The sequence below is a fragment of the Salmonella sp. SAL03688 genome (assembly GCF_046551895.1).
Classification (GTDB): Bacteria; Pseudomonadota; Gammaproteobacteria; order Enterobacterales; family Enterobacteriaceae; genus Salmonella; species Salmonella enterica.
The window spans coordinates 20,640-42,399 of sequence record NZ_JBGDVI010000027.1; the positions used below are offsets into that span (position 1 = coordinate 20,640).

General features: G+C 50.9%; 28 protein-coding genes and 2 pseudogenes. 4 read left to right on the forward strand and 26 right to left on the reverse strand.

Features of this window, described 5'->3' with window-relative positions; genetic code table 11:
• Positions 1-9 precede the first annotated feature (9 nt).
• From ACLJR2_RS20895 to ACLJR2_RS21015, 25 genes and pseudogenes are all read right to left on the reverse strand, one after another.
• Positions 10-1,506: a S49 family peptidase gene (locus ACLJR2_RS20895; protein ID WP_001189503.1), complete on the reverse strand. Its 1,497-nt coding sequence runs from the start codon at positions 1,504-1,506 to the stop codon at positions 10-12.
• Complete coding sequence (locus ACLJR2_RS20900) at positions 1,496-3,076, reverse strand: phage portal protein (RefSeq protein ID WP_000831821.1); 1,581 nt, start codon at positions 3,074-3,076, stop codon at positions 1,496-1,498. The genes ACLJR2_RS20895 and ACLJR2_RS20900 overlap by 11 nt, the downstream gene beginning before the upstream one ends.
• Positions 3,073-3,276, reverse strand: a complete 204-nt coding sequence (locus ACLJR2_RS20905) for a phage head-tail joining protein (protein WP_000201415.1) — start codon at positions 3,274-3,276, stop codon at positions 3,073-3,075. Before ACLJR2_RS20905 ends, ACLJR2_RS20900 begins: the two co-directional genes overlap by 4 nt.
• The gene (locus tag ACLJR2_RS20910) at positions 3,260-5,191 is read right to left on the reverse strand and encodes a phage terminase large subunit family protein (protein WP_001534812.1); all 1,932 of its coding nucleotides are present in this window, start codon (positions 5,189-5,191) and stop codon (positions 3,260-3,262) included. The genes ACLJR2_RS20905 and ACLJR2_RS20910 overlap by 17 nt, the downstream gene beginning before the upstream one ends.
• Positions 5,163-5,708: a terminase small subunit gene (locus ACLJR2_RS20915; protein ID WP_001102153.1), complete on the reverse strand. Its 546-nt coding sequence runs from the start codon at positions 5,706-5,708 to the stop codon at positions 5,163-5,165. Before ACLJR2_RS20915 ends, ACLJR2_RS20910 begins: the two co-directional genes overlap by 29 nt.
• 258 nt (positions 5,709-5,966) lie before the next feature.
• Entirely contained in the window at positions 5,967-6,470 is a 504-nt protein-coding gene (locus ACLJR2_RS20920; RefSeq protein WP_001252725.1) for a hypothetical protein, read from the reverse strand.
• 102 nt (positions 6,471-6,572) lie between these two features.
• Positions 6,573-7,115 (reverse strand): DUF2514 family protein, encoded by a 543-nt coding sequence (locus tag ACLJR2_RS20925; protein ID WP_000636436.1) that lies wholly within the window; start codon positions 7,113-7,115, stop codon positions 6,573-6,575.
• Positions 7,112-7,726, reverse strand: a complete 615-nt coding sequence (locus ACLJR2_RS20930) for a glycoside hydrolase family 19 protein (protein ID WP_001075992.1) — start codon at positions 7,724-7,726, stop codon at positions 7,112-7,114. The genes ACLJR2_RS20925 and ACLJR2_RS20930 overlap by 4 nt, the downstream gene beginning before the upstream one ends.
• Positions 7,726-8,007: a phage holin family protein gene (locus ACLJR2_RS20935; protein ID WP_000226307.1), complete on the reverse strand. Its 282-nt coding sequence runs from the start codon at positions 8,005-8,007 to the stop codon at positions 7,726-7,728. The genes ACLJR2_RS20930 and ACLJR2_RS20935 overlap by 1 nt, the downstream gene beginning before the upstream one ends.
• A complete protein-coding gene (locus tag ACLJR2_RS20940) occupies positions 7,994-8,383 on the reverse strand; it encodes a phage holin family protein (RefSeq protein WP_001294875.1) in 390 nt (129 codons plus the stop codon). The genes ACLJR2_RS20935 and ACLJR2_RS20940 overlap by 14 nt, the downstream gene beginning before the upstream one ends.
• An 89-nt stretch (positions 8,384-8,472) precedes the next feature.
• Entirely contained in the window at positions 8,473-8,661 is a 189-nt protein-coding gene (locus ACLJR2_RS20945; protein WP_000658036.1) for a hypothetical protein, read from the reverse strand.
• Positions 8,662-8,964: 303 nt separating this feature from the next.
• On the reverse strand, positions 8,965-9,660 hold the full coding sequence (locus ACLJR2_RS20950) for a hypothetical protein (protein WP_000057291.1): 696 nt from the start codon (positions 9,658-9,660) through the stop codon (positions 8,965-8,967).
• Positions 9,661-9,962: 302 nt separating this feature from the next.
• The gene (locus ACLJR2_RS20955) at positions 9,963-10,799 is read right to left on the reverse strand and encodes an antitermination protein (RefSeq protein WP_001534776.1); all 837 of its coding nucleotides are present in this window, start codon (positions 10,797-10,799) and stop codon (positions 9,963-9,965) included.
• Positions 10,796-11,029: pseudogene (locus ACLJR2_RS20960) on the reverse strand (hypothetical protein); the annotation flags it as partial. The gene ACLJR2_RS20955 and the pseudogene ACLJR2_RS20960, both read right to left, overlap by 4 nt.
• Before the next feature lie 53 nt (positions 11,030-11,082).
• Positions 11,083-12,072, reverse strand: coding sequence for a DUF968 domain-containing protein (locus ACLJR2_RS20965; RefSeq protein WP_024134153.1), 990 nt, complete (start codon positions 12,070-12,072; stop codon positions 11,083-11,085).
• 7 nt (positions 12,073-12,079) lie between these two features.
• Positions 12,080-12,940, reverse strand: a complete 861-nt coding sequence (locus tag ACLJR2_RS20970; RefSeq protein ID WP_001061461.1) for a KilA-N domain-containing protein — start codon at positions 12,938-12,940, stop codon at positions 12,080-12,082.
• Between the two features lie 16 nt (positions 12,941-12,956).
• Positions 12,957-13,346 carry a RusA family crossover junction endodeoxyribonuclease gene (locus ACLJR2_RS20975; protein ID WP_000767086.1) on the reverse strand — a complete coding sequence of 130 codons (390 nt, stop codon included), beginning with the start codon at positions 13,344-13,346 and terminating at the stop codon, positions 12,957-12,959.
• Positions 13,343-14,236: a phage N-6-adenine-methyltransferase gene (locus ACLJR2_RS20980; protein ID WP_000066940.1), complete on the reverse strand. Its 894-nt coding sequence runs from the start codon at positions 14,234-14,236 to the stop codon at positions 13,343-13,345. Before ACLJR2_RS20980 ends, ACLJR2_RS20975 begins: the two co-directional genes overlap by 4 nt.
• Entirely contained in the window at positions 14,236-14,718 is a 483-nt protein-coding gene (locus tag ACLJR2_RS20985) for a PerC family transcriptional regulator (RefSeq protein ID WP_001669427.1), read from the reverse strand. The genes ACLJR2_RS20980 and ACLJR2_RS20985 overlap by 1 nt, the downstream gene beginning before the upstream one ends.
• A gap of 1 nt (position 14,719) precedes the next feature.
• The gene (locus ACLJR2_RS20990; RefSeq protein ID WP_000104923.1) at positions 14,720-15,679 is read right to left on the reverse strand and encodes a helix-turn-helix domain-containing protein; all 960 of its coding nucleotides are present in this window, start codon (positions 15,677-15,679) and stop codon (positions 14,720-14,722) included.
• Positions 15,676-15,900 carry a hypothetical protein gene (locus ACLJR2_RS20995; RefSeq protein WP_000620702.1) on the reverse strand — a complete coding sequence of 75 codons (225 nt, stop codon included), beginning with the start codon at positions 15,898-15,900 and terminating at the stop codon, positions 15,676-15,678. Before ACLJR2_RS20995 ends, ACLJR2_RS20990 begins: the two co-directional genes overlap by 4 nt.
• The gene (locus ACLJR2_RS21000; protein WP_326333416.1) at positions 15,897-16,847 is read right to left on the reverse strand and encodes a Rha family phage regulatory protein; all 951 of its coding nucleotides are present in this window, start codon (positions 16,845-16,847) and stop codon (positions 15,897-15,899) included. Before ACLJR2_RS21000 ends, ACLJR2_RS20995 begins: the two co-directional genes overlap by 4 nt.
• A pseudogene (locus ACLJR2_RS21005) lies at positions 16,801-16,896 on the reverse strand (DUF4222 domain-containing protein); the annotation flags it as partial. The pseudogene ACLJR2_RS21005 and the gene ACLJR2_RS21000, both read right to left, overlap by 47 nt.
• A 139-nt stretch (positions 16,897-17,035) precedes the next feature.
• A complete protein-coding gene (locus ACLJR2_RS21010) occupies positions 17,036-17,590 on the reverse strand; it encodes a YmfL family putative regulatory protein (RefSeq protein ID WP_000509731.1) in 555 nt (184 codons plus the stop codon).
• Positions 17,591-17,618: 28 nt separating this feature from the next.
• Positions 17,619-17,843: a helix-turn-helix domain-containing protein gene (locus tag ACLJR2_RS21015; protein ID WP_001191666.1), complete on the reverse strand. Its 225-nt coding sequence runs from the start codon at positions 17,841-17,843 to the stop codon at positions 17,619-17,621.
• Positions 17,844-17,940: 97 nt separating this feature from the next.
• On the opposite strand from ACLJR2_RS21015, the gene ACLJR2_RS21020 reads away from it, so the two are divergent.
• The gene (locus ACLJR2_RS21020) at positions 17,941-18,636 is read left to right on the forward strand and encodes an XRE family transcriptional regulator (protein WP_001020636.1); all 696 of its coding nucleotides are present in this window, start codon (positions 17,941-17,943) and stop codon (positions 18,634-18,636) included.
• Between the two features lie 334 nt (positions 18,637-18,970).
• Here the strand turns inward: ACLJR2_RS21020 and ACLJR2_RS21025 are convergent, their stop codons facing one another.
• Positions 18,971-19,168, reverse strand: coding sequence for a hypothetical protein (locus ACLJR2_RS21025; RefSeq protein ID WP_000883481.1), 198 nt, complete (start codon positions 19,166-19,168; stop codon positions 18,971-18,973).
• A gap of 538 nt (positions 19,169-19,706) precedes the next feature.
• Between ACLJR2_RS21025 and ACLJR2_RS21030 the strand changes: the two genes are divergently transcribed.
• From ACLJR2_RS21030 to ACLJR2_RS21040, 3 genes are all read left to right on the forward strand, one after another.
• Entirely contained in the window at positions 19,707-20,078 is a 372-nt protein-coding gene (locus tag ACLJR2_RS21030) for a hypothetical protein (RefSeq protein ID WP_000997190.1), read from the forward strand.
• A gap of 57 nt (positions 20,079-20,135) precedes the next feature.
• A complete protein-coding gene (locus ACLJR2_RS21035) occupies positions 20,136-20,963 on the forward strand; it encodes a YfdQ family protein (RefSeq protein WP_000080410.1) in 828 nt (275 codons plus the stop codon).
• Between the two features lie 136 nt (positions 20,964-21,099).
• Positions 21,100-21,639, forward strand: a complete 540-nt coding sequence (locus ACLJR2_RS21040; protein ID WP_000008350.1) for a hypothetical protein — start codon at positions 21,100-21,102, stop codon at positions 21,637-21,639.
• The last annotated feature ends 121 nt before the right edge of the window (positions 21,640-21,760 follow it).

The window sequence follows — 21,760 nt, forward strand, 5'->3', positions numbered from 1 at the left end:
GTCTCCTTATCAGGTGGCTGAAGTACCGGGAATACTCATCAACAACGTCGTTTCGGTATCATTACTGTGGCCTTTGCCGCCGGATATGGGGCCCGGGGAATGAGACTGCATGAAAGCATCAAATGCGTTGTTCATGCTCAGCCCCGCATTACCGGATTTGTCCGGCGCGGCAGCCAGCAGGTCACGGGCCTGATCTGTGGTCATACCAGGCATGACAGCCAGTTTTTCCGCCAACTCTTCACGGCCTTTCGCCTCATCAAGCGCCATCACGGCATCATGAAGTGACGTTGCCGCAGCGATCGGCGATGCTGCCAGAATGGTTCTGGCCTGTTCCACCGTCATCTCTGGCATGGCCGCCAGTGTCTGTGCGAGTGTTTCCCGACCACCAGCTTCTTCCAGGGCAAGGATACGGTCAGCGGTGCTGGTCGTGTCCGCCGGCGCGGCGGCAGCCAGAATAGACTTCGCCTGAGCAACGCTCATTCCCGGCTGCCCGGCCAGCATCTGTGCCAGTGCCTCATGCCCCCTGGCCTCCGGGCAACCCAGAATTCCCATTACGCGCTGGTTTTCCTGCGTGACAGCGTCAGCTGCACTTAATTCAGGCATAGTGCCTCCTGTCTTGTTACTGTTGATAGCTTCTGCCATCACGCCGATGGCGTCAGCAGCATTCACCATTCCATCTGCCAGTCCGGTAGTGATAATGGCCTGCCCGTCATACACTGCCGCCTCCGTCGCCATTACCGCATCGACAGACAACCCCGTGTACCGGGCCACTTTTTCTGCAAACATCTTTCTGGCCTCGTCCATTCGCTGCTGGTAGTCGGCATAGACGCTTTCCGGTAATTTCTGGCTGGGCGTCAGATCAGCCTTGTGTGCGCCAGAATAGATAAGGGTGATATCGATCCCTTCCTGTTTCAGTTTTTCGGCGTAGCTGGTATGCGCCATCACCACACCAATTGATCCCATTCTGGACGTCTGGGTCACAAGGCGGTGCGAACAGGCTGCCGCCAGCAACATGGCCGCCGAACAGGCTGTTTCATTTGCCAGTGCCCAGACAGGTTTCTGTTCGCGCATCCGGTAAATCATGTCAGCACAGTCAAACGCCCCGGCAGCCTGACCGCCGGGACTGTCAATATCCAGCAGAATGCCTTTTACCTCCGGATCTGAAACCGCCTGTTGTAGCCGGGCAGTGACACCGTCATATCCGGTCATCCCTGAAAAGGGACGCATTCCGCCGAGTTTATGAACCAGTGTTCCGGTCACGGGTAATACCGCAATACCGTTCACTACCTGATAAAAACGTGCCTGCGGCTTTCCGGTCGCCATAAAATCGCCTGTGACCAGTGCCATATCCGACTGATCCAGACTTTCGTTATTACCGGGAATGTGCAGGCTGTTAATGCCTGACTCCCTGCCCAGCGCGCAAAAGAAAACCCGCGCATAGGCGGGTTCAAGCAGCAACGGAGCACTGGTTGCCTGGCTGATGATGTGCGAGAGATTACGTTGCACGCTTTTCCTCCTCCGTCTGACGGCTCGCCGCGATCTGTTGTTGATAGGTATCGGTGATCCATACCGGACGCGAAAGTCCGGCTGCCCGCCGTTCTTCGGATTCCCTGACCTGCTGGCGGAATATCTCCTGGTAATCCTCGCCCATAATGGCGAGTTCTTTTTCATAGGTACTCAGCCCGGCCTCAATACGCATCACGGATTCCTGAACCTCCTTGAGTCCGTCAATCGCCATACGTCCGGCACCAATCCACTCCGAGCGGCTCCAGCTGGATCGGGCCTCCCAGAAGGAAAACCTGGCCCGGGGTGCCCGGATAACTCCCCGTATCAGCGCCTCCTCCAGCCAGCAGGAAAACATTTGTGTCGCCAGCCGTCCGGCAATGAACCGGCGCCGCCCCAGGAAATAGCGCCAGGACTCATTGGCAGATGCGCGGGCGCTGGAATAGCTGACCTGAGAATAATCACGCGAAAGCTGCTCATAAGAGACCCCCAGCCCGGCGGCAATATACCGGAGCAGCGCCTGCTCCAGTGCTGAAAAGCCATTATCGGAATCCTGCGCAGTCTGCAGATTCAGCTCATCACCCGGGTACAGGTGGGGAATTTTTACACCGCCCAGTTTGATACTGTTGGTACTGTAATAGCGGGCATAATTTGCCAGCATGTTAACAAGGGGCGTATCTTTGTTATCTGCCGCCGTGATGTATTCAAAGGCTTTCTCGGAATCGAGTTCGCTTTCGATCGTGGCGGCGTACATGGCTTTGACAATCGCGGACTGAAGCTGCGTTGCCTGCAGGGTATCAAGCATCTTCAGCCGCTCCATCACACTGTAAAACTGATTGGCACCGCGCGTCTGTCCGTCCTCAACCGGCTCGAAAATATGTAACATCGCGGGTCGTCCGGACGGCAGAAAACGAGGAATACGGGTCCAGCGTTCCCCACCAGCCACCGGCCAGTCATCATCACAGACATGATAGGCGAGGGCTTTTCCATTCCGGTCCGTTTCCACTCCTGCGCGAAGCTGGCGGTTTCCGCGGGCATACCCCGGCGTGTCCACCCGTTTCGGACTGACAGCCTTGAATCGGGTACGGAAAACCTGCGTGGTTTCAGCGTCCCAGACAGGCTGGAGAAAAATTTCACCATTAAAGGCGTGAACGCCCACGCCTTCACGGATGAACTCTGTAAAAGTACGCTTCCCCTCGGCATCCATTTCGCCAAAAATACCATCGCAATATTCTGTCCATGCAGCTTCAACCTCATCCACAAAACTCTTCGCTGCGCTCTCACGCATACCAAGATAGCGCCAGTTTGGACGATAGCTGATAAGAAACAGGTGTCCGACAATATGATCCTTGTGCAGCGCCACCGCATTTGCTGCAATACCATTATTACGGACCAGATCATCAGCCCGCGCATTGCCGAGGCGCAACGAAGGCAGCAGCGCGGCATCCACGCTTTCCGCCGGGGGCATCCAGTCAGCCATCTGTCCGCCGAAACCGATCCCCCCGCCGGTGTATCCCAGACTTTCCCGTAGCGGCGTGCCGTGAACATCCACCAGAACCGGGGTGCGCTTCACAGTCTCACCCCCACAGGTGCCCGGCGGCGACCATTGCACAGTGACGCCTCAAGTTCCGCGACATATTTTTTCAGATCCCCCACCGATGTCGCGGTAAATTCAACCCGTCGCCCGTCTTTCTGAACCGTCGCCACCCGTTTTCCCGTCATCAGGTCATGCAGCGCGACGCGGGCTTCCTGTAGCTCAGTGATTGTTGCCATTAACTCCTCCTGCCAGCATTGCGGCCAGTTGTTCAAGTGTCGGGGTATCCTGCTCTTCGCTTTTCCTTGATGTCGCCAGCGCCTCCAGATCCAGTTGCCAGCGCTGCACAGACACCCGTAACGCTGCACTGGCATAGACAAGACAATCCAGCGCTTCGTTACGACGTCCTTTGGCATCCCATAACAGCCGGAATTTTCCGTTAACCAGTTTCTCCACCAGCTCTTCGGCTACCAGTTGCTTCGCTTCCACCTCCGTAAAAACATCCGGATTATCCGGAAAGCGGATCGCATAAGGCGTGGCTTCGTCGGCAGGCGCAGTAACCGCCCCCATTCTGGCGTAAAGCATTTCTTTGGCAGTATCAGTACCGATTTCGCACAGGAATACCCCGCTCTGGTTGCGTTTTTTAGGCATGGTAATAACGGGTTTTCCGTAAACGGAGGCCCCTTTGACAGGCAGCACGCGGAAAATGCCGTGTTTTTTTGAGCGTTTATAGACGATTTCTGCATCGATACCGCCGATATCCCAGCAGATACGGGAAATGGAAATATCCGTCCCGTCAGCATGACGATATTTTTTATTAATGACGGCATCCACACGCTGCAGGGTATCTTCATCATCATGCCGTCCCATGATAATTTGCTTATCAATAAGGAAAGCCTCTTCGCCCGGCGCCCAGCCCCAGACATACATTTCATAACGGTTACGCTGGGAGTCGATACCAGCGGTCAGATACACCACCCGCTCCGGAACCGGCGCCGCATAATGAATCACTTTTTCCAGCAAAAGCTCATGGCTGAGTTTTTCGGCCACCGCCTCTTCATAAGGCTCGCCCAAAGTGGTGTTTATAAAGGTTTTCACACCATTTGGATCTTTCAGCGCATCCAGCCAGTCATAAATAATCTGTATCCAGGTGGTAAAGGGACTGTAAGCCGTCCAGATATGAAAGGTAATGGATCGTGGCGGCGGAACCTCCTCACCGGACACGCTGAAATAAGCCAGTCCATCGCGTGTCCACATGCCTGTGTTATCGCAAATCCAGCGGCCTGCTTTCTGATCAAGTTCCGATTGACGGATCACGCATCCATTATGTTCACAAAGGTAATACACCGTCTCCGGCTTGCTTTTCTCCCATTTCAGACCGAACGGCGTACTGCCATCACCGAATTTAAGGTACTGTTCTTCGCCACAGTGCGGACACGGTACATGAAAACGCATAAAATGCGCCGATTCATTTGCCGCCTTTTCAATCTGGCATGACCCTTTGACTTTTGGTGTGGAGCCCCGAATGGATTTAGGCCAGACAGAACCTTCAATACGTTTATCCCCCAGCAGCGTCGGCGAACCTTCTTTCTCGACATCCGGCTCAAAAGATGACAATTCGTCATAGCAGACCACATCCACCGATTTTTCACGGTAGTTTTTGGCTGCTGCACCGCCGAGGCACCAGAACCCGACACCGGAAGAAAAGCGTTTCAGGGTAAGCGTGTTATCACGATGTTTACGCCCGAACCAGGGGGCCAGCTCCAGCAATACAGGAACATCCCTGATAGTCGGCTCCACGTGGGATTTCATAAAATCCTCAGCGGATGAGTCGGTCGGCTGGAACAGCAGGCTGTTGCGCGACTTGTGCTCTATGAAATAGCCTTCCACCCCCAGCAACATTTTGGTATAGCCCACGCGGGCAGACTTAATGAGGTTTACAACGCGGATCAGTTCATACCCCATCGCGTTCATTATCGCTACCTGAAACGGCAGCGTTTCCCATTTGCCGGGGGTGTAGGAGGACTCTTTTGGCAGATAGTAATACTCATCAGCCCACTGCACGGTGGTAAGCGGTACGGGAATATGAAGCGCTATCAGCCCGTTAGTTATGGCTCTGTTGGCATTATTCGCCCTGCGCTCTCCGGAAATCATCGGTCCACTTCTCCACATCCGCTATCGTGGCGGCCCTGCCTGACGCCCTGGCGATTTCCGTTCTGACCACATCGATGTGCGACTGGCACAGATCAGGATATTTGCGCTGTAATACCAGCGGTACCCTTGACAGTATCCCTGCTATTTCCTGAGCCACCCGTTGCAGGATGTAGGTGAACAGTTCGGTCTCAAGAACCAGCCCTTCGCGCTCAGCATTTTTAAGTTCCTGCGCATCCGCCTGGGCTTTTGTCAGGCGGTAGCGCTCATAGTCGATGGTGCCGGGATTAAGATCTGATTCCGCAGCGGCACGTAAATCATCAACCTCTTTACGCAGCTTTTCATTTTCAATAGACGCATCACGCTCCGCGTACCATGAAATCGCTGCCGCGGTGTCGAACACTGCTTCGTTACCTTTTCCTCCTCCGGAAACAAGTGGCAGCCCCTGGCTTTGCCAGGCTGTGACAGTTCTGACGTCACAACCAAAAATTTCAGCCAGTTTTTTTTTATTCACGTTCATGGAAAAGTCTCCCGGAAACAGGAAAGGATCTGCGATCTTCGTTTTTAACTAAAAACGTTATCCAGCAGATCCTTTCTTTTTTCTAAAAAAACCTTTAAAAACAGTAAATAAACGATAAGAAGAACGGATCTGGCTTTTCTCTGAAAATTTTCATAAGGAGTGAAATCCTGCGACGCTGCCGCCCCGTAATGTCCCTGACTGCCGGAAAGGACCCGTAAAGATTGATGTCCTCCCACGGATTAGCCCCTGCTGTAATGCTTACTTACGTAACCGTTCCAGCAAATCCTTCTCAAATATCCCGGTACTTTTACACTCAACCGGCTTCACCTTATCGTTACCGTCGGCAGTATCCAGTCCGGCAGTGCCTGTCACCATTACCGAAACATTACTGCCTTCACCGGCACTCCAGACCTGCGCGACGATACGGTAATGCTCCTGTATATTTTGTGTCTGCGGTAACAGTGAACAGTCCAGATACAACGAGCTCAGTTCCGGGTCATCCCCGGTACCGGCGATAATCCCTGTGGTCTGGTCATTAACACTGGCTGTGATGGCCTTCTCCCTGAAATACAGCGCCACGGCATTCAGCAACTCATCCGGTTTACGGTTACCGATGAATGAGGTCGATATCTGTTCGCTCATCCCTGGCTGCTGCCCGGCCTGGCTGCCCTGCTGTTGCTGCCCTCCCGTTTTAACCGGACCATACACAGTAATACAGCCGCCAAGACAGAGTGCGGCGGCGGTGGCTAATATACGGCGCATAGTCATTACCGATAATAAAGCGTTGTACAACCGGCGAGGGACACACATACCAGGGCCAGTACGAATAATTTTGCCTTCATTAATTTTCCTTGTTATCAGGTTTCAGTTCTGCCCGGTCACTTTGTCCCAGGTACGTTCGCATGTGCTTCCGGCGACATAACGCTCATCAGCCTCTTTTGCGAACTTTCCCGCCAGATCGTCAGCTTCGCCAAGCAACTGGGCGAGCAGTATTCCGGTCTCGGCTTTTGCCTGGCTTGCTGCGGCAAGAGCGGAAAGCCTGCCGGTTTCACTTCCTGCAAGTTGCCGTTGTACTGCTGCGAGCTGCTGTTGCAGCCCACCGCGAGCACGCTCAGCAGCATCAGCATCGGCCTGTATTTTTGCCAGTTCTTCATCGGCTCTTTTCCGTTCTTCATCTGCGGCGTGCTGGCGACGCTGCTCTTTCGCTCTTTCGGTTACTTCTTGCTGCAATGCGGCGGTCGCATCGGTAAGGTCTCGTTGCGCCCACTGGAATTTCCAGGATGAATCTGCCTTCTGATAACCTCGTGAATAACACCAGTACGCACCAGCACATAACAAAAAAGCCACCAGCAGTATTTCTGCTAATGGCTTCCAGAATTTTTTAAGCAATTTCAGCAGTACTATCATACGAGCACCGATTTTGCTTTCTCAAAGCGCTCCCGCCGATCACCAATACCGTTCTGTCCTCCGTTGATTATCTGCGTAACGCGTACCATGTCGCCGGAGTATTTCAGACACCCTTTAGTCATAAAAAACCACGCTGCGGATCGGGCGGCATGACGTTCCAGCTCAAGCTGTCCCGGATTCGCCACCAGATCCAGTTTCAGGGCAACGCCACATCTGGTGTAATTCTCCAGCCCGGTAATCTGGATAAGCCCACGCCCACGATACTTCCAGCCATCTCCGGCGTCTTTGTTGCCCATGCGGCCGCCATAAACCAGATTGGCTATTTGTGGCTGATGGGCCACCTGCTTACCATCTACACGCCCCAGCATTTCGCACTGATAAGTCGTCAGGCGTTTACCAAACGTATTTTTCAGTGCCTCCACCGAATAATTGAAGCTTTCCTTCAGAACAGTAAATCCGGCTGATTCATGTCCCGTTTGTGCAATAAACATGGCCTGATCCAGTGGCGCAGTGATACCGAATTCGCTCATTGCCGCCGTAATATGTGGATACCAGCTCGCAGAAAGCTCGGCGCTGATACCAGCCGCCTGCTGAAATTGTTGTTGATTCATCAGTGCCTCAGTGCATCGACCAGACGCGCCACATTACCGCGAGCCCACAGCACAGCGGCGCAGATAAGGATATTCACCATCACCACCAGCCAGTGGGATGATTCATATAAACCAAAAACAAACCGGAAAGGGACGCTGGCATATACCAGCACCATGACATAGGCCAGTAACGAAATCAGGGGACGGTGTGTCGCATCACCGCGTCGGTAAAACATCAGAACGATGACTATTACCCCACAAATTACGGCATTCAGAACTGCAGAAGGGTCATTTGCTACCATTTGATCCCCCTCCCCTGATACGAGAAAGAATACTGAACAGGCTGTTCAGATCCTGACTGTTAAGAAAAGTGAGAAACTTTATACACATTGCAGAAATAATCACTGCGCCAAGTGCATCCAGTGGTTTTTCATAATGCGTTATTGCCGCAAGCTTAGTACCTATCAACCCGGCGCCAAGCACTCCCACAATAAATGACGTGATAAAATAAGCGACCAGCCTGATGCGTCCGATGTTGGTTGCCGTGGCGACATAAAATACCGAGCCGGCAAAAGCGCCGAATACCACACCATAGTCGGTTCCGGTTGCCAGACCAAATACACTGGCCCCCATTAATCCACCAGCCAACACTGTCGCACTGGATACAGGTTCGGACATTCATCCCCCTCTGGTTGTGTGGGTCCTCTCAGTTATGAGGGGAAATAAAAAAGGCTGCCTGATGGCAGCCCTGATAAGGTTGAAATCATTTAAACTGGTGATTGTAACGGTCCGGAAAGTACTTCTGCTTCGCCGTTATGGCAGATATCATCGCCCCTTGTCAGATGCCAGATACCAACAATAAGCTGTCCTGATTCCAGATCGTCAACTGTGTCGTTCGTATAGTATGCCACCTGAACAACACCGTTATGCTGAATCCAGTAATACCCTTCTTTCATTCACACCTCCGCAAGACAAAGCAAATAGTATATGGCGAAGCAGAAAATGCCGCGGTGCAAGAAACCACAACTCAAATCCTGTTGTACAGGCTGCTCTTTCCAGTCACAGCCTCACCACCGATAGCTCAGTGTGTGATCAAAGGGGGAAGGCTTCACGGGCTGGATTTATCAACAAAGCACGTAGCGGATGATTCCCGTGAGCCTGAAAATTTAAAAGGCCGCAAAATGGCGGCCCTTAAAATGTGAGAGCCCCGTGAATGCGGGGCTGAATATTATTACTAAACTACCATGCATATGGTATATTTAAAGCTTATTTAATCTCAGATAAGCATCATATCGAGCATTTAACAGGGGAGTTACTCGTTTTTGCACGGATAATGGTGATTCATTTTCAATAAGCTTCCAAATTCTTTTTAATTTGTTTATATAATCTTCCAGTTTGTCAATATCATCTCCAGCCTGTTCTGAGATCAAATATACTAATGTATCCAAACGTACCTTAGTATGGTCTACGACTGATTTGCAGAAAGTGGTGCAATAGACATCCTTAACTTTCCCAATAATACCGTCAGATGTATAATTATAACGCCATGAAGATATATCAACTCGAATTATCGCGTTATGTTCCATACCAACAACATATATATTTTGTTGACATTCTCCAGCCTGCTCATTTCCTAAAATTGTCGACAAGCCAGTTTTCACCAACCCCTTAAACCCATCGACTAATCCGCTTTCTCCGGTAAAAAAGGCATCAATTACTTTATCAATACTATCCGAAGCTCCAGATTTTACATTACAACGATACTCATCGTACCATCTGATTTGCGTATCAGGAATAACTCTTATTTTTTCTTCAGCAGACGGATTCAAAAAAATTTTCTCTAACTTCTCTTTTTGCTCATTTAATTTCCCTTGAGCTGCATTTATGAGGAATTGAAGTTGTTCTTTAGTTTGAGCTTCTTGTGATTGATCCAACATTTCCCTAATTTGAGCCATTTCCTACTCCTTAAGAATAATTGGTTTCAAGGTTGTCAATCATTATGGCAACATATAAAACTATAGCCCATTAAATTCATTCCATATTATTTAGACACAAAAAACATTTCATTTTTTGATGTATAATAAAAAAGAATTTATTAATTGATAAATTATTAATAGATGTTCACTAAAAAGTTAACGTATAGTAGAACCTGCAACATTGCGGGCCTTTAAACTTAATCACCAAAAGGCGCAAAAATCCATAATCATGTAGCGTACGGACAACTTCGGACAAAATCAAGCCCCACGTTGTAAAAAAACTAAATTTTTCCGCCATCATCATTAAAACGCGTGGCATTCTGAAATGCACTGTCTGCCCTGGATTCTTCTCTGTAACAAATCTCCACCAGCGACTCCAGAAAAGGTTTCCAGTTGCGGGTCCACGTTCTGACATGCAGATCTGGAACACGTTTTAGTATCGCTTTATAGGCTGCAGTAGACGGTACCGCAGAAAATCCCTTCCCGCCGCAACGCTCACAGGCTTTAAACACCGGCGCACCACACTCGCTTGTGGCTTTGCGGTCGAGCACCTCACCCTTACCACCGCAACGGCACCGGGCGCTTATCGTTCCCTTACCTTCGCAGGCGTCACAGACTGTCGGCACTATCTCCGTTACCTCTGTCCACTGCTCCCAGTCTGACGGACGAACGGCACGGGAACGGCTGGCCCAGTATGGCGCTTTTCCCCACGGATAAGATACTTTGCGTGTTGTCTGCGTCCTGGTAATTCGTCCGCTGCCTTTACAGGTGTGACATGCCACAGTGGTGGCCGCCGAACGGGAATATTCAGCAAAGGCAAACTGCGCCAGTACCTGCATACACCATCCGAACTCACATCCGGCGGCCTTCCTGACGTTCTTCGGAGCCGTCTCCATCGCATGTCGCGCCAGCGCCTGTACCGCCAGTTGCTCATCCGTTTTGCTGATCCCGGCCTTACCGAAAAATGCTGACAGACCAAACCGCGCGCGGCTGCTGGTGGTACCAATAGCCGCCATAACATCGGTGCCGGTGATACGATCCGGAGAGGTTCCTTTCACGTCGTCGCTGATGTGCATTCCCTGAGGGCTAAAGTGTTTTAGTGATGCCTCCAGTTTCATTCTTCACACTCCCCTACCAGGTTAAACATCACCGCCGCGCCGTGGTTTTCCATGTACTGGCCCTTTTCACTTGCAAGGAACCAGCGGCACACCTCCTCGGCTTCAGCACGCGTCACGGGTTTGATGGTTGCCAGCAATTTTTCGAGATAACGCTCACGGTCATACACTGTTTTATGATGTTCAGAATAACCATATCCGTTACCGAGTTCCCTACCAGCAGTGTGGCGAACCATTTCACCAGACTTACCAACTTCAGAAGGTTTAATCATTAAGCGTTCTCCATTTACGCCAGCACGCCAATTGCCAGCGCGCGATCGATAAAACGAAATATCAACTCCAGTTGAGAGCCGTATTTCTCTTCGAATGCCACGGTGTCCGCATGTAACTCATTGTGATGCGTTCTGCACAACGGCAGCACAAAGAGGTCATGCGCCTTTGTTCCCATCCCTCCCTGACCGTAGCCTATCAGGTGGTGCGGATCATCCGCCTGCTTCCCGCAGCAGGCGCACGGCTGGGATTTAACCCAGCGGGTATATCTCTCATTGACCCATCGATGGCGTTTCGGACGTAACATGAAGCTTTCCGGCGATTCCGGATCAACCCTGAGCGCCAGTACCTTTTTCGCCTTATCCTGTACAATGCTGGTGGCCGGCACCGACGGAACAATTTCACTTTCACGGGTAGCTGACTGGACAATTGCCTTCGGCATCCTTAATGCTTTTCTCGCAGCGCTCTCCGGTAAGACTTCTGCCAGGTCATTGCGTACCATCCACCAGCACAGTTCCGGGAGAGTAACTGCGTGCATATCGTCAAAACCCAGATCACGACAAACAACCGATAAAACCCATTTTGTCGTGTTCTCCACAGCTATTGATTTCAGCCGTTCCGTAAACTGTTCGCGCAGCAGGTTATCGCAGTGCCAGCACAGTCGGATTGCCCCCGGGGCGTGGCGCATGGTTGTCATCTGTTCGCTGTGCCAGTCTGAATGCGGCCACTGACAGCCATTCCCCCGGAGTAGCCAGCTTTCCAGACTAGCCAGACCACCAGCACGATAGATAACCGACTCATTACGGAACACATCACGAACAGCAGGATCATCCGCCAGCGGCTGTGATACCGCCGGGACCGCGCCGCAGGCGAAAGATGAATATTGTTCCGGCTCTGGTTCAAGCAGAACACGCCCCTGCATAAACAGGGGCATCAGTTCCGATCCCGGCCTGAACAATACAACGCCCATACGGGGAGCAATTTCAGGGGTCAGTAACGCTCTCACGATCACCTCAATGAACGGTATCGAGCAGCTTCAGCAGCTCAGGGAATTTGGATTCGAAGAAATGCGGTTGCGTCTCGCGAGGGTTTGCCGGGCTGGTGATGTTTTTGCCGAACATGCAGCCCTTCGCCGTCAGCGACCAGAATTTTTTAATGCCGTTAATCGCGGAACGACTGTAACGCTCACGATGTTCAACAACACCCAGCTTCGCTAACTGCTGATACACCTGATTAGCCGTCATCCGGATACCATGCTGTTTTAACAGCGCGCTCAGTGCAAGCGTCGGGCGGCTTGAACCATCCGGCGCGCCAGCCGGAGCATCAATGGCATATTGTGGCGCCAGGTTAGGTAGTCCCACTGCCTCCTGGAGTTTCTGGCACGCGCCCAGTACCGATGAATTGGACAGGTTTAACTCTTTGCGCATAAAACCCAGCAGAATCACCCCCGCCTGCATCTTATCGGCAGCCATACCAGAAGATGTTTGTGGCGCACTGGTAATCCGATCGAACGTGCGGATCACCTTGAGATGGAAAGACGGGCTGATCCACATTGCATAAGCAAACACCAATTCTTTGCATACGTATGTACCTTGTTCAGCACCACCGCGAATAGTATTTACTGGAGCACGTACCAAACTTCGGGTATCACTACCGCCCTGAAAAAATCTAACTGATTGATTTTGTTCCGAGGATGGAATTCCGCCCTCGGTGAAAAGTTGCTCAATCAGCTCACGGGTTTGCTTATTATCAAGCCAGTATTTCGGACGATATTTCTGCTCTCCACCAGCAGCACGGTGCAAATCGTTAAGACAATAGCGCCCATGAACGTCGCGGCGAACTTCGATACCATCAATGACCATTAAATTATTCATGCTTCTTTCTCCATGTTCAGGCAGCTGCACCCGCCCCTGTTTCAAATTTCGTGATCGTGATTTCTACCTTCCCCTTCGGGAAAACTGGTCCCCACTCCACCAGCATTCTCTTTACCTGGCTGTCGTCCTCCCAGACTCCTGCGTGGGTCAGTGCGTCGAACAGCGCTTTGTTGTAGTTGTCCAAATCCCTGATCCGCTTATCTGGCGGATACAGGATGATTTCTACCGCTGCTAGTTCAGTCGATGGCTTCGGGAGACGTCGTAATTGCTCAATGATCGCCACGCAGGCAGCGCTCTGGTATTTACGGCCATCAGCGCTAATGAGGTGACGACCGGCCAGCGGCCCCTTGTTAGGGGCGCGCCAGTAAGTGTTCACGCTCGGAGGAAAAGGCAGGATCAGTTTCACACGGCCTCTCCCCGCATATTGCGAACAAGTTCAGAAGCTGCAGTAATGATTTCGCTGGTGGCCGTTCGTTCCAGCCAGAGTTGATTAATGTTGGCTTTCAGCTTGTTCTGCTGTAATGCGTCCAGAGAATCCGCCCCCTCAACCTGGTTGAACACCAGACCAACCTCAAGCGGCCAGATACGCGAATCCACATCAGGTAATACTGCTGGCGCTACAATGGGTTCTTCTTGCTCTGGAACCGTGGTGGCTGGTGGCTGAACCTTTCCCGCAGCAAATTCGACCAGTGACATAAACGCCTTCCCTTTTTCCTCCAGTTCGGTACGGCTGATGTAGCTGAAATGCTCGCCGCGCCAGGATTTATCGAAGATTGCAATGGCGCCAGCAAAGAAAGCACCAGTGGGTTTCTGCTTATTGTCCGCAGGAACAAACCACACTGGGAGATCGAAACCAATACGACCGCGGATAAACATGATGTGGTCAGCGTCTTCCGGCCACCACGTTTCACTTGTCGCTGCTTTAATGAGGAACACGTAACGCCCACCCTTTTCACGCATCGCCATTGTGTGATCCATGATGTGGGTCATGCCGGTGATCGCCTGCTTCTCGTGGTACTGAGAGCGGCTATAGGGTGGATTACCGAATGCGGCCCCGCCGATTGACTCCAGCATTTCAGCCCAATCTTGTACCAGCGCGTTATCATCGGCGGTGTACCACACAGGGCACTTAGCGTTATCGTCGTCAGCAAAGAGATCCAGCGTTAGGGGACCGAACATCGCATTAATGCCCCAAAAAAGCAGGTCTGGTGTCCGCCACTGATCGCCGACTTCTTTTAGTTCATGTGCTGATTTGTTGCGCAGTTCTGCCAGCGCCTGCCAATATTTATTGCTCATTAAGACCCCACATAATTCCCTGACAGATACCACTCACTACCTGATGCAACATACTTTCTGCTCTTCCGCAAACACCGTTCACGGCGCGCCAGAAAGGCGCTACGTTCCGACGGGATATGACTCTCCCGGAATGCCTCCATCCATACCGTAGCTGCACGACGGAACAACCCTCCCGACTCCAGTGTTTCTGCCTGACGTATCAGATGCATAATCACCTGCGGGTCGTTGGTTCCGACATAACAGCTCCGCACAGGTTTAGTTCCGATATCTGGCTCCTGATCCGGCTGTATGTCTGTCTCAAGAGCAAAATGCCTGCGAGTTTTACCTTCAAAGCGATGAGCAACACGCCCGCACTGGCGTAACTTACTTGCCGACTGCAGGACGCTTTTACGCGGGAAATCTGCAAAAGCATTCGCTATATCGCTGGAAGTACATCCCGGATGTGATTCAATGAATTTCTGAACGTCTCCCATAAGACTCATATCACCCCCTGAACCCTGTCGGGATCTGGCTGTAATCCACATTCCCGTAGCTGGATTTGAACATCGGATCTTCACGGTTTTCGAAACGTCCGCCGATGGGTGCGGACAAACGCAGTGACAATTCATCCCACTTTTCCCGGAGCTTTGAGGGGCTGAGAATGTTACGGCACCAGAACGGATCACGGCTGACCCGGCTGTACATTTCGCAGATCTGTTTGTGGGTACGCCCGTCCTGAGCACACATCAGGCGAATTTCATTTGCCCAGACGGTCCAGTTAGGTTCCTTCGGACGAACCAGCTCGCCGTCACTCTCCGCGGCCTGTTCGTACAGGGCGATGATTTTTTTCCAGATCCACTGAGCACAGGTCAAATCGTCCTGCGTTCCCCACTGACGCTTTTTAGGGCTGAACACAGCGGCATCCGGATGACGGGTTAAAAACTCCTGGTCTGTCATCTGCTGGTCCGGTTGCGAAGCGTCCGGACAAGAAAGGGTTTTATTACCTTGTGGATCTTGTTTTGATTTTACTGACGGATCCCCGCCAGATTCTGACGGGTCAAAACCGCCGTTTTTGCCAGATTTCGACGGGTCAAATTTTGATGGGTCAGATTTTGATGCGTCAGATTCTGATGGGTCAGATTTTGACTGGTCAGGATCTGACAGGTGAGCAAATGCAGCCGCCTGCAGCTTTGCCACATTTAGCTGATAAACATTGGAGGCATTACGGTTTCCCTGACGTCTGGCTTTACGTGATAACCAGCCGTCAGCTTCCAGTTTTGCTATCGCCGTTCTGACTGTGCTTACCCCGGCCCCAAGCTGACGAGAAATTGTCTCAATGGATGGCCAGCAGACCCCTTCGTCATTGCTGAAATCAGCCAGGCGAGCCATGATAGCCACACTGGATAATTTCATTCCCGAAGCTGCACAGGCATCCCACACATAGCCTGTTAATTTAGTGCTCATGCAGCACCTCCGAGATGCTTCATGTTTTTGCCGGAACGAAAGGCAATAAGAGGCATGTTGACGCGGTAATTACGCCCAAGAGGCTCACAGACAACCTTCTGACATTCGCGATCGACCAGGCTAATACGCAGAACGTACCCTTCTGGTGTGCTGTACCACTGTCCTGGACGAGGGCAATGAAAACGTTGGCTGGTGAACCGTTTAAAAATATTCCGGATCATTTGCGCCCCCTTACCTCTGAACGGTTCAGTGTCATATTGATAAGGCTCGCAAGCGCCGCAGCGTCATTGATGCGGTCGTACAGGTTTACGGCCAGCGGAGATTCCGCTTTTTCCAGCATGGGATAAAGCTGCTGTAACCAGACTTGATGAATGGATGAAATGTAGGAATAAAGAACGCTGGCATTATGTGCTGCATCGCTCAGCACCGATGGAGTTGAAAGTTGTTTCTCCATCTGGTTAAAGGCATTGATGTATGCCTCTTTGAACTGGGCGGCGCGTTTGCCCGTAAAGCCCATAGCAAGGAAAGCAAAGCCGTCGCGGGTGATGTTGTAGCAGGGAAGTTTGCGGCCAGATGCGTCGGTGTAATCACTCACCGCAAAATTGCGGGCAGTAAACTCAGGAGAGCAATCAAGTGCGCGGATCTTTTTCAGAACATCGTCATGACGTTTGGTGAAGTAGTCGGCAACAGCAAGGGAAGAAGTAACGGCTTGCCCGTTAATAACACTGATTTCAGGTTGAGCGAGAGTTGGGACTGTAGCCATGATGGCCGCCTCCGTATGCAATGGATAACTTCCACCACCGGAAACGCCAATTTCGCTGGTGGTGAACTGAGCAGGGTTGGCGTAACCGGCGCATACGGAAACCGGCGCACCTTTCGGTGCCCCCACCCAGCCCACCATAATTTGGGTATAGCTGAGGTGTAGCAACAAAAAAGACGCTAACGCGCCCATTGTCGCCGTATGCAATTCCAGGACGCCAATCCCGGCACCCGCTTTATGAGGTGCCTGAACAGTGTAACGTCCCGGAATTGCAGAATCAATGTGTTCCTGGCGCTTCACACTCAACAAAATCACGCCTGAATTTCCATAAAGGGCTAAAACACTCATGCGGATAGCCCTTGCGCAGATAGATAACTCGCTCAGTTTCTGGTTCCCAGCGAATGACATGGACATAAAGACCCCTTCCATCACGAAACCAGCGGTTAAGTTCCTGCACGAGTCATCCCCCACGGTCAGGCTGTGTTCCCTGTGGTTACGCACGACCAGGCTATTTGGTAATCTGCATTCATGACGCAACGGCCGGTACTCATACATCCCCGGTTGTTGCGACAAACGGTTATTTACCGTTAAACTGTTCATGCGTTGGTTTTCTCCATAAAATTTGACGCCACGGCGCCCGGAGCTGCACACTCGCGGGCGTCACCCTTTTCTGGCGCGCAAAAAACTCTGTATACCAGTGTCGAATGCTGTTGCAGCTTTGCGATCGCCTGATACAACTCCTCATCAATCACGGCTTTTTCATGTGGCTCAATAACGCCATCTTCGATAGCCACCCTGATTTGCTGGGAATAACTGGTGATCTGCTCAATCGCTTCCAGCAGGCGCTGATTAATATCTGCGTTATCCACTTCTTCCATATCTGCCAGCGGAACAAAAACGCCACCTGATGCCCTGGCTACTGAATGTGCCAGGTGATAGGTTCCTCCGGCACGTTGCAGTACCAGCGCCCACCCAATCGGGAAGATCTGATCACCACCAGTACGCAGGCGGTTAAACAGAGCATCTTTGGTGACATCCAGCCATTCCGCAGCTTCTTCATAACCGCCATGCAGACTGGAAATCGTCTTTTTAATCGCAGCCACCAGCCAGCGGGGCTGCTTTTCAACTTTCCATTCAGGTTCATGTCCCACGGATCTACTCCTTCTGCTGTGGTGGCGGTCAAATCGCCGAATCACTAAGCTGATATCTGTTTGGATACAAAATTTGCATCTCGCTAATTTCTCCGGCGTAAAATTGAGCCAGGCGCTCAGCAAGCTCTGTTGAAGGAGCCTGCTCGCATCTTTCAACCCGGCTTAATGTTGCAGGATCAACCTGAACCCCTTTAGCGACGTGCTGTAACGTATAACCGTGCGATTTCCGCAATTTTCTCAATGGTGATTGCATAAAACCCCCTTCTTTTGCGTATGTCGCATGTTATTTCATACAGCAAACTTGCGCAAGTTGATTTGCACAATGCGCAAAAAATTAATGTAATGAACGCATGAATATAGGAAACCGTGTCAGACAACTTCGCCGCGCGAAGAACATGAAAATTGCTGAGCTAGCAGAAGCCATCGGCGTGGATGCCGCAAACATCTCTCGTCTGGAGACTGGCAAGCAAAAGCAATTTACCGAACAAACACTTTCTAGGCTGGCTGACTGCTTAGGTGTTGATATAGCAGAACTCTTTACCTCAGACCCAAAAGGTAATACTGTATGTAAACACAGTGATATGAGAAAGGATTCAGCTAACGTGAAGGATTTGTTCCGTATCGAGATACTGGATGTCAGTGCAAGCGCCGGTAATGGACTCATTCAGGGCGGTGATGTTATCGATGTAATCCATGCTATCGAATATAACAAGGACAAAGCATTAGCTATGTTTGGCGGGCGCCCTGCCGCTGAGCTTAAAGTGATTAACGTGCGCGGTGACAGCATGGCGCCAACAATTGAACCGGGAGATCTTATTTTTGTCGATATAAGCATCAACCAGTTCGATGGTGATGGCATCTATGTCTTTGGCTTTGATGATAAAATATACGTAAAAAGGCTGCAGATGATCCCCGATAAATTATTGGTGATATCTGATAACACTAACTACAGGGAATGGAGTATTACCAAAGACAACGAGTGCAGGTTCGGCGTTTTTGGCAAGGTTCTGATAAGCCAGACGCAGTCACTCAAACGACATAATTAATAGAAAGCGTCGACAAGGCCACCATTATGGTGGCTTTTTTTTTGACTCAAAATTGCATATATCGCAATTTTATACTTGCGCGATATGCAATTTAAATGTAATTTGCATTCATAGAGCAGCGAACAGGCAGGACGCCCACGAAGTAGCCGCCGGTGGCGTATGAATAACCGGATGATTCGCGAATGATTTAACTAAGGTATGGATATGCAACAAGAAAGATGGGTGATTGAAATTTCTGATGGGCGCTACGCGTTCACCAAAGAAATTAACGGGAGCATTGATGAAAGTTACGCCCCCGTATGCAAGGCGAAAGCTGCAGTGTTCGCATCAGCGATTATTCAAGGTTTTCAACCACCACGTGACCTTCGGAGTTGCGATAAACAAGCTGGTTGAATTCTACCTGGATTAGATTTTCCCCTCGTTGTTTAAGGCGATAGAAATCTAACCCACTGAATGAAATTTTAGTGTCGCGCGGGTAGTGCTTTAGACGGTCAAGCAACTCACCCACAGTAATAAGCTGTTCATCAAGCATAAAAATATCCTCAAGTTATAGAGACTTTAAGGATACCACCGAGCCTGAAGTGGTGAAAAGACAGGCACACAACGATGAGGGCATTGACGAGCAAGGCATAAGTGCTGGTTCGATTCCAGACAGACCTCTTTAGCGAGGTGGGTTGGGCAGAGAAAAGGTCCGTTCAATTCGGACACCGGTAATGCTCTCATCGTTGTGGTGAATGCGGCTCAGCGCACGCGGGTAAGGTTGAAGCTGACAGTCGATCCTCTGTAGTTAAGCACCCGTCTGGCGTGCAACCTTCGCCAGATACCGGGAGGCACCCGGCACCACAACGTTATTGCTGTGTGAAGTCTTGTCGGCGTCCGGCTCTTCCAACAACAGGAGGAAGGCGACAGTGTTCTGCCGTGACGCCGACCTTTTTACACAACAGAAAAGTGCATCTCCGCGCGACGGGCTCATTACCCCATCCACCCAGAAAGCTGTTACAGCAGGTGCTCTTTTCTGTTTTGTGGAGAAACCAACTGGCGGTGGCAACCGCCATCTTGAGTGGTTAACGATGAATGATGACCGCATGACCGTAGTGCCCGACTTTCTGGGCGAACTGGATGCCGGCGTGTTCATGAACAAAATCGCGGCAGCGCTGAATACTGTCGGATTAGGCGTTCTGAATAACGGCAATAAAGGCAAGGTAGTCCTCACCTTTGATTTTGAGCGCATGGGAAATTCAGTCGAAGAGAAGCGCGTCAAAATTAAACACAAGCTGCAGTACAGCACTCCGACGCCGCGCGGTAAAGCGTCAGAAGAGGACACAACAGAAACCCCAATGTGGGTTAACAAGGGCGGAAAGCTCACCATACTGCAGGAAGATCAGGGTCAACTGTTCAGTATTAAAGGCACTACTGACGGAAAGCTTAAAGCGGCTCAGTGAACCGCAGCTAACCAATTCACTGCCACCACTTTGATCATTAGTTAATAAGGAATTTTTATGTCTCAGTTAGACAGCGGCACTTTTCAGCAGGTAAAAGACCTGGTTCTTTCTGGCTATCACCTGAACGATATTCAGGGGCTGGCTTGCCCGACAGCATTATTGCCTGCCGGGACAGGTGTTGAAAGCCTCGAACGCTTTGCTCTGGAGCGTTTCCGCTTCCGCGGCGCCATGACTACCACCAGCATTGAAGACTTTGTTCGTTATTCAAAGGGCTATGCCAGTGCAACCGAAAAAGCACGCTGCTTTATTGATGCTGACCATATGACAGCTCGCTCAGTTTTCAATATTGGTACGCTGGATAACCCCGGTCATGCAGACAACGTTGCTTCTATCACGCTGAAACAGACTGCACCATTCCGCGCCCTGCTCCAGATCAACGGGGAACGCCTGAAACAAAAACAGATCGCCGAATGGCTTGAAGACTGGAGCGATTATCTCCTGGCGTTCGATTCTGACGGTAACACAATGCAGATTTCACAGGCTGCCCAGGCTGTTCGCCGCATTACGATCCAACAGGCAACCCAGCAGGATCATGAAGATGGCGATTTCAGCGGTAAGAAATCCCTTATGCAAAGCATTGAGGCCAGCAGCAAAGACGTTATGCCGGTGGCTTTTGAGTTCAAATGTGTTCCATATGAGGGTCTCGGTGAACGTGCGTTCAGCCTCCGCAACAGCCTGTTGACCGGTGATGAACCTCGCTTTGTTCTGCGTATCGTACAACTGGAAGCGCAGGAAGAAGCGATCGCCAATGAATTCCGCGACCTGCTGATCAGCAAATTCGACGGTGAATCAGTAGAAACGTTCATCGGTAACTTTAAAGCGTAATTGCTCTGCATTAAATCCCCGGCGCCGCGGGGATTTATTGAAGTGTAATTCTGTTAATTATCGCCACTAGGCGAGGGATTCGCACAACCAAAATTCACGCGGTGCAGCGCGAAATAAATTATAAGGAGAACCAACGATGAGTTTTATTCAAACACTTTCAGGTAAACAATTTGATTATCTCAGCGCAACTATTGACGACATTGATATTGAAGATATCGCCGTGGCGCTTTCCAATATTTGCCGCTTCTCCGGACATCTCCCTGAGTTTTATAGCGTGGCGCAGCATTCCGTACTGTGCAGCCAGCTTGTATCACCGGAGTTTGCCTTTGAAGCCCTGATGCACGACGCAGCCGAAGCGTATTGCCAGGATATCCCTGCCCCATTAAAAGCGTTACTGCCTGATTATCGCGAGATTGAGAAACATACCGATCAACTGATCCGCTTTAAGTTTGGCTTGCCACTGGAAGAAGCCAGCGTAGTGAAGTATGCAGATCTGACCATGCTGGCAACTGAACGCCGCGATCTGGATATTGATGACAGTATTCCCTGGGTAATACTGGAAGGTATCCCCCCGACAGATTTATTCGAAATCTACCCACTTCGCCCCAGTCAGGCTTTCGGCCTGTTTATGGCCCGCTTTAATGAACTGATGGAGCTACGCCAATGTGCTGCATAAAAAGATAAAGAGTCTGTAGTGAAGGCAATCAGATCAAGACGTTGGTGGGAGCGCGTTGAAGGCGGCTGATATCAATACCGACCACCAGCACTGATATTTGATGTTACAGCCCGGGTGCAGC

Bases quoted from the DNA above. Each gene is read 5' to 3' on its own strand.
- ACLJR2_RS20905 (WP_000201415.1), bottom strand. From the start codon at position 3,276: ATGGCAACAATCACTGAGCTACAGGAAGCCCGCGTCGCGCTGCATGAC.
- ACLJR2_RS20910 (WP_001534812.1), bottom strand. From the start codon at position 5,191: ATGATTTCCGGAGAGCGCAGGGCGAATAATGCCAACAGAGCCATAACT.
- ACLJR2_RS20915 (WP_001102153.1), bottom strand. From the start codon at position 5,708: ATGAACGTGAATAAAAAAAAACTGGCTGAAATTTTTGGTTGTGACGTC.
- ACLJR2_RS20920 (WP_001252725.1), bottom strand. From the start codon at position 6,470: ATGCGCCGTATATTAGCCACCGCCGCCGCACTCTGTCTTGGCGGCTGT.
- ACLJR2_RS20925 (WP_000636436.1), bottom strand. From the start codon at position 7,115: ATGATAGTACTGCTGAAATTGCTTAAAAAATTCTGGAAGCCATTAGCA.
- ACLJR2_RS20930 (WP_001075992.1), bottom strand. From the start codon at position 7,726: ATGAATCAACAACAATTTCAGCAGGCGGCTGGTATCAGCGCCGAGCTT.
- ACLJR2_RS20935 (WP_000226307.1), bottom strand. From the start codon at position 8,007: ATGGTAGCAAATGACCCTTCTGCAGTTCTGAATGCCGTAATTTGTGGG.
- ACLJR2_RS20940 (WP_001294875.1), bottom strand. From the start codon at position 8,383: ATGTCCGAACCTGTATCCAGTGCGACAGTGTTGGCTGGTGGATTAATG.
- ACLJR2_RS20945 (WP_000658036.1), bottom strand. From the start codon at position 8,661: ATGAAAGAAGGGTATTACTGGATTCAGCATAACGGTGTTGTTCAGGTG.
- ACLJR2_RS20950 (WP_000057291.1), bottom strand. From the start codon at position 9,660: ATGGCTCAAATTAGGGAAATGTTGGATCAATCACAAGAAGCTCAAACT.
- ACLJR2_RS20955 (WP_001534776.1), bottom strand. From the start codon at position 10,799: ATGAAACTGGAGGCATCACTAAAACACTTTAGCCCTCAGGGAATGCAC.
- ACLJR2_RS20970 (WP_001061461.1), bottom strand. From the start codon at position 12,940: ATGAATAATTTAATGGTCATTGATGGTATCGAAGTTCGCCGCGACGTT.
- ACLJR2_RS20980 (WP_000066940.1), bottom strand. From the start codon at position 14,236: ATGAGCAATAAATATTGGCAGGCGCTGGCAGAACTGCGCAACAAATCA.
- ACLJR2_RS20985 (WP_001669427.1), bottom strand. From the start codon at position 14,718: ATGAGTCTTATGGGAGACGTTCAGAAATTCATTGAATCACATCCGGGA.
- ACLJR2_RS20990 (WP_000104923.1), bottom strand. From the start codon at position 15,679: ATGAGCACTAAATTAACAGGCTATGTGTGGGATGCCTGTGCAGCTTCG.
- ACLJR2_RS20995 (WP_000620702.1), bottom strand. From the start codon at position 15,900: ATGATCCGGAATATTTTTAAACGGTTCACCAGCCAACGTTTTCATTGC.
- ACLJR2_RS21000 (WP_326333416.1), bottom strand. From the start codon at position 16,847: ATGTCATTCGCTGGGAACCAGAAACTGAGCGAGTTATCTATCTGCGCA.
- ACLJR2_RS21015 (WP_001191666.1), bottom strand. From the start codon at position 17,843: ATGCAATCACCATTGAGAAAATTGCGGAAATCGCACGGTTATACGTTA.
- ACLJR2_RS21020 (WP_001020636.1), top strand. From the start codon at position 17,941: ATGAATATAGGAAACCGTGTCAGACAACTTCGCCGCGCGAAGAACATG.
- ACLJR2_RS21025 (WP_000883481.1), bottom strand. From the start codon at position 19,168: ATGCTTGATGAACAGCTTATTACTGTGGGTGAGTTGCTTGACCGTCTA.
- ACLJR2_RS21030 (WP_000997190.1), top strand. From the start codon at position 19,707: ATGAATGATGACCGCATGACCGTAGTGCCCGACTTTCTGGGCGAACTG.
- ACLJR2_RS21035 (WP_000080410.1), top strand. From the start codon at position 20,136: ATGTCTCAGTTAGACAGCGGCACTTTTCAGCAGGTAAAAGACCTGGTT.
- ACLJR2_RS21040 (WP_000008350.1), top strand. From the start codon at position 21,100: ATGAGTTTTATTCAAACACTTTCAGGTAAACAATTTGATTATCTCAGC.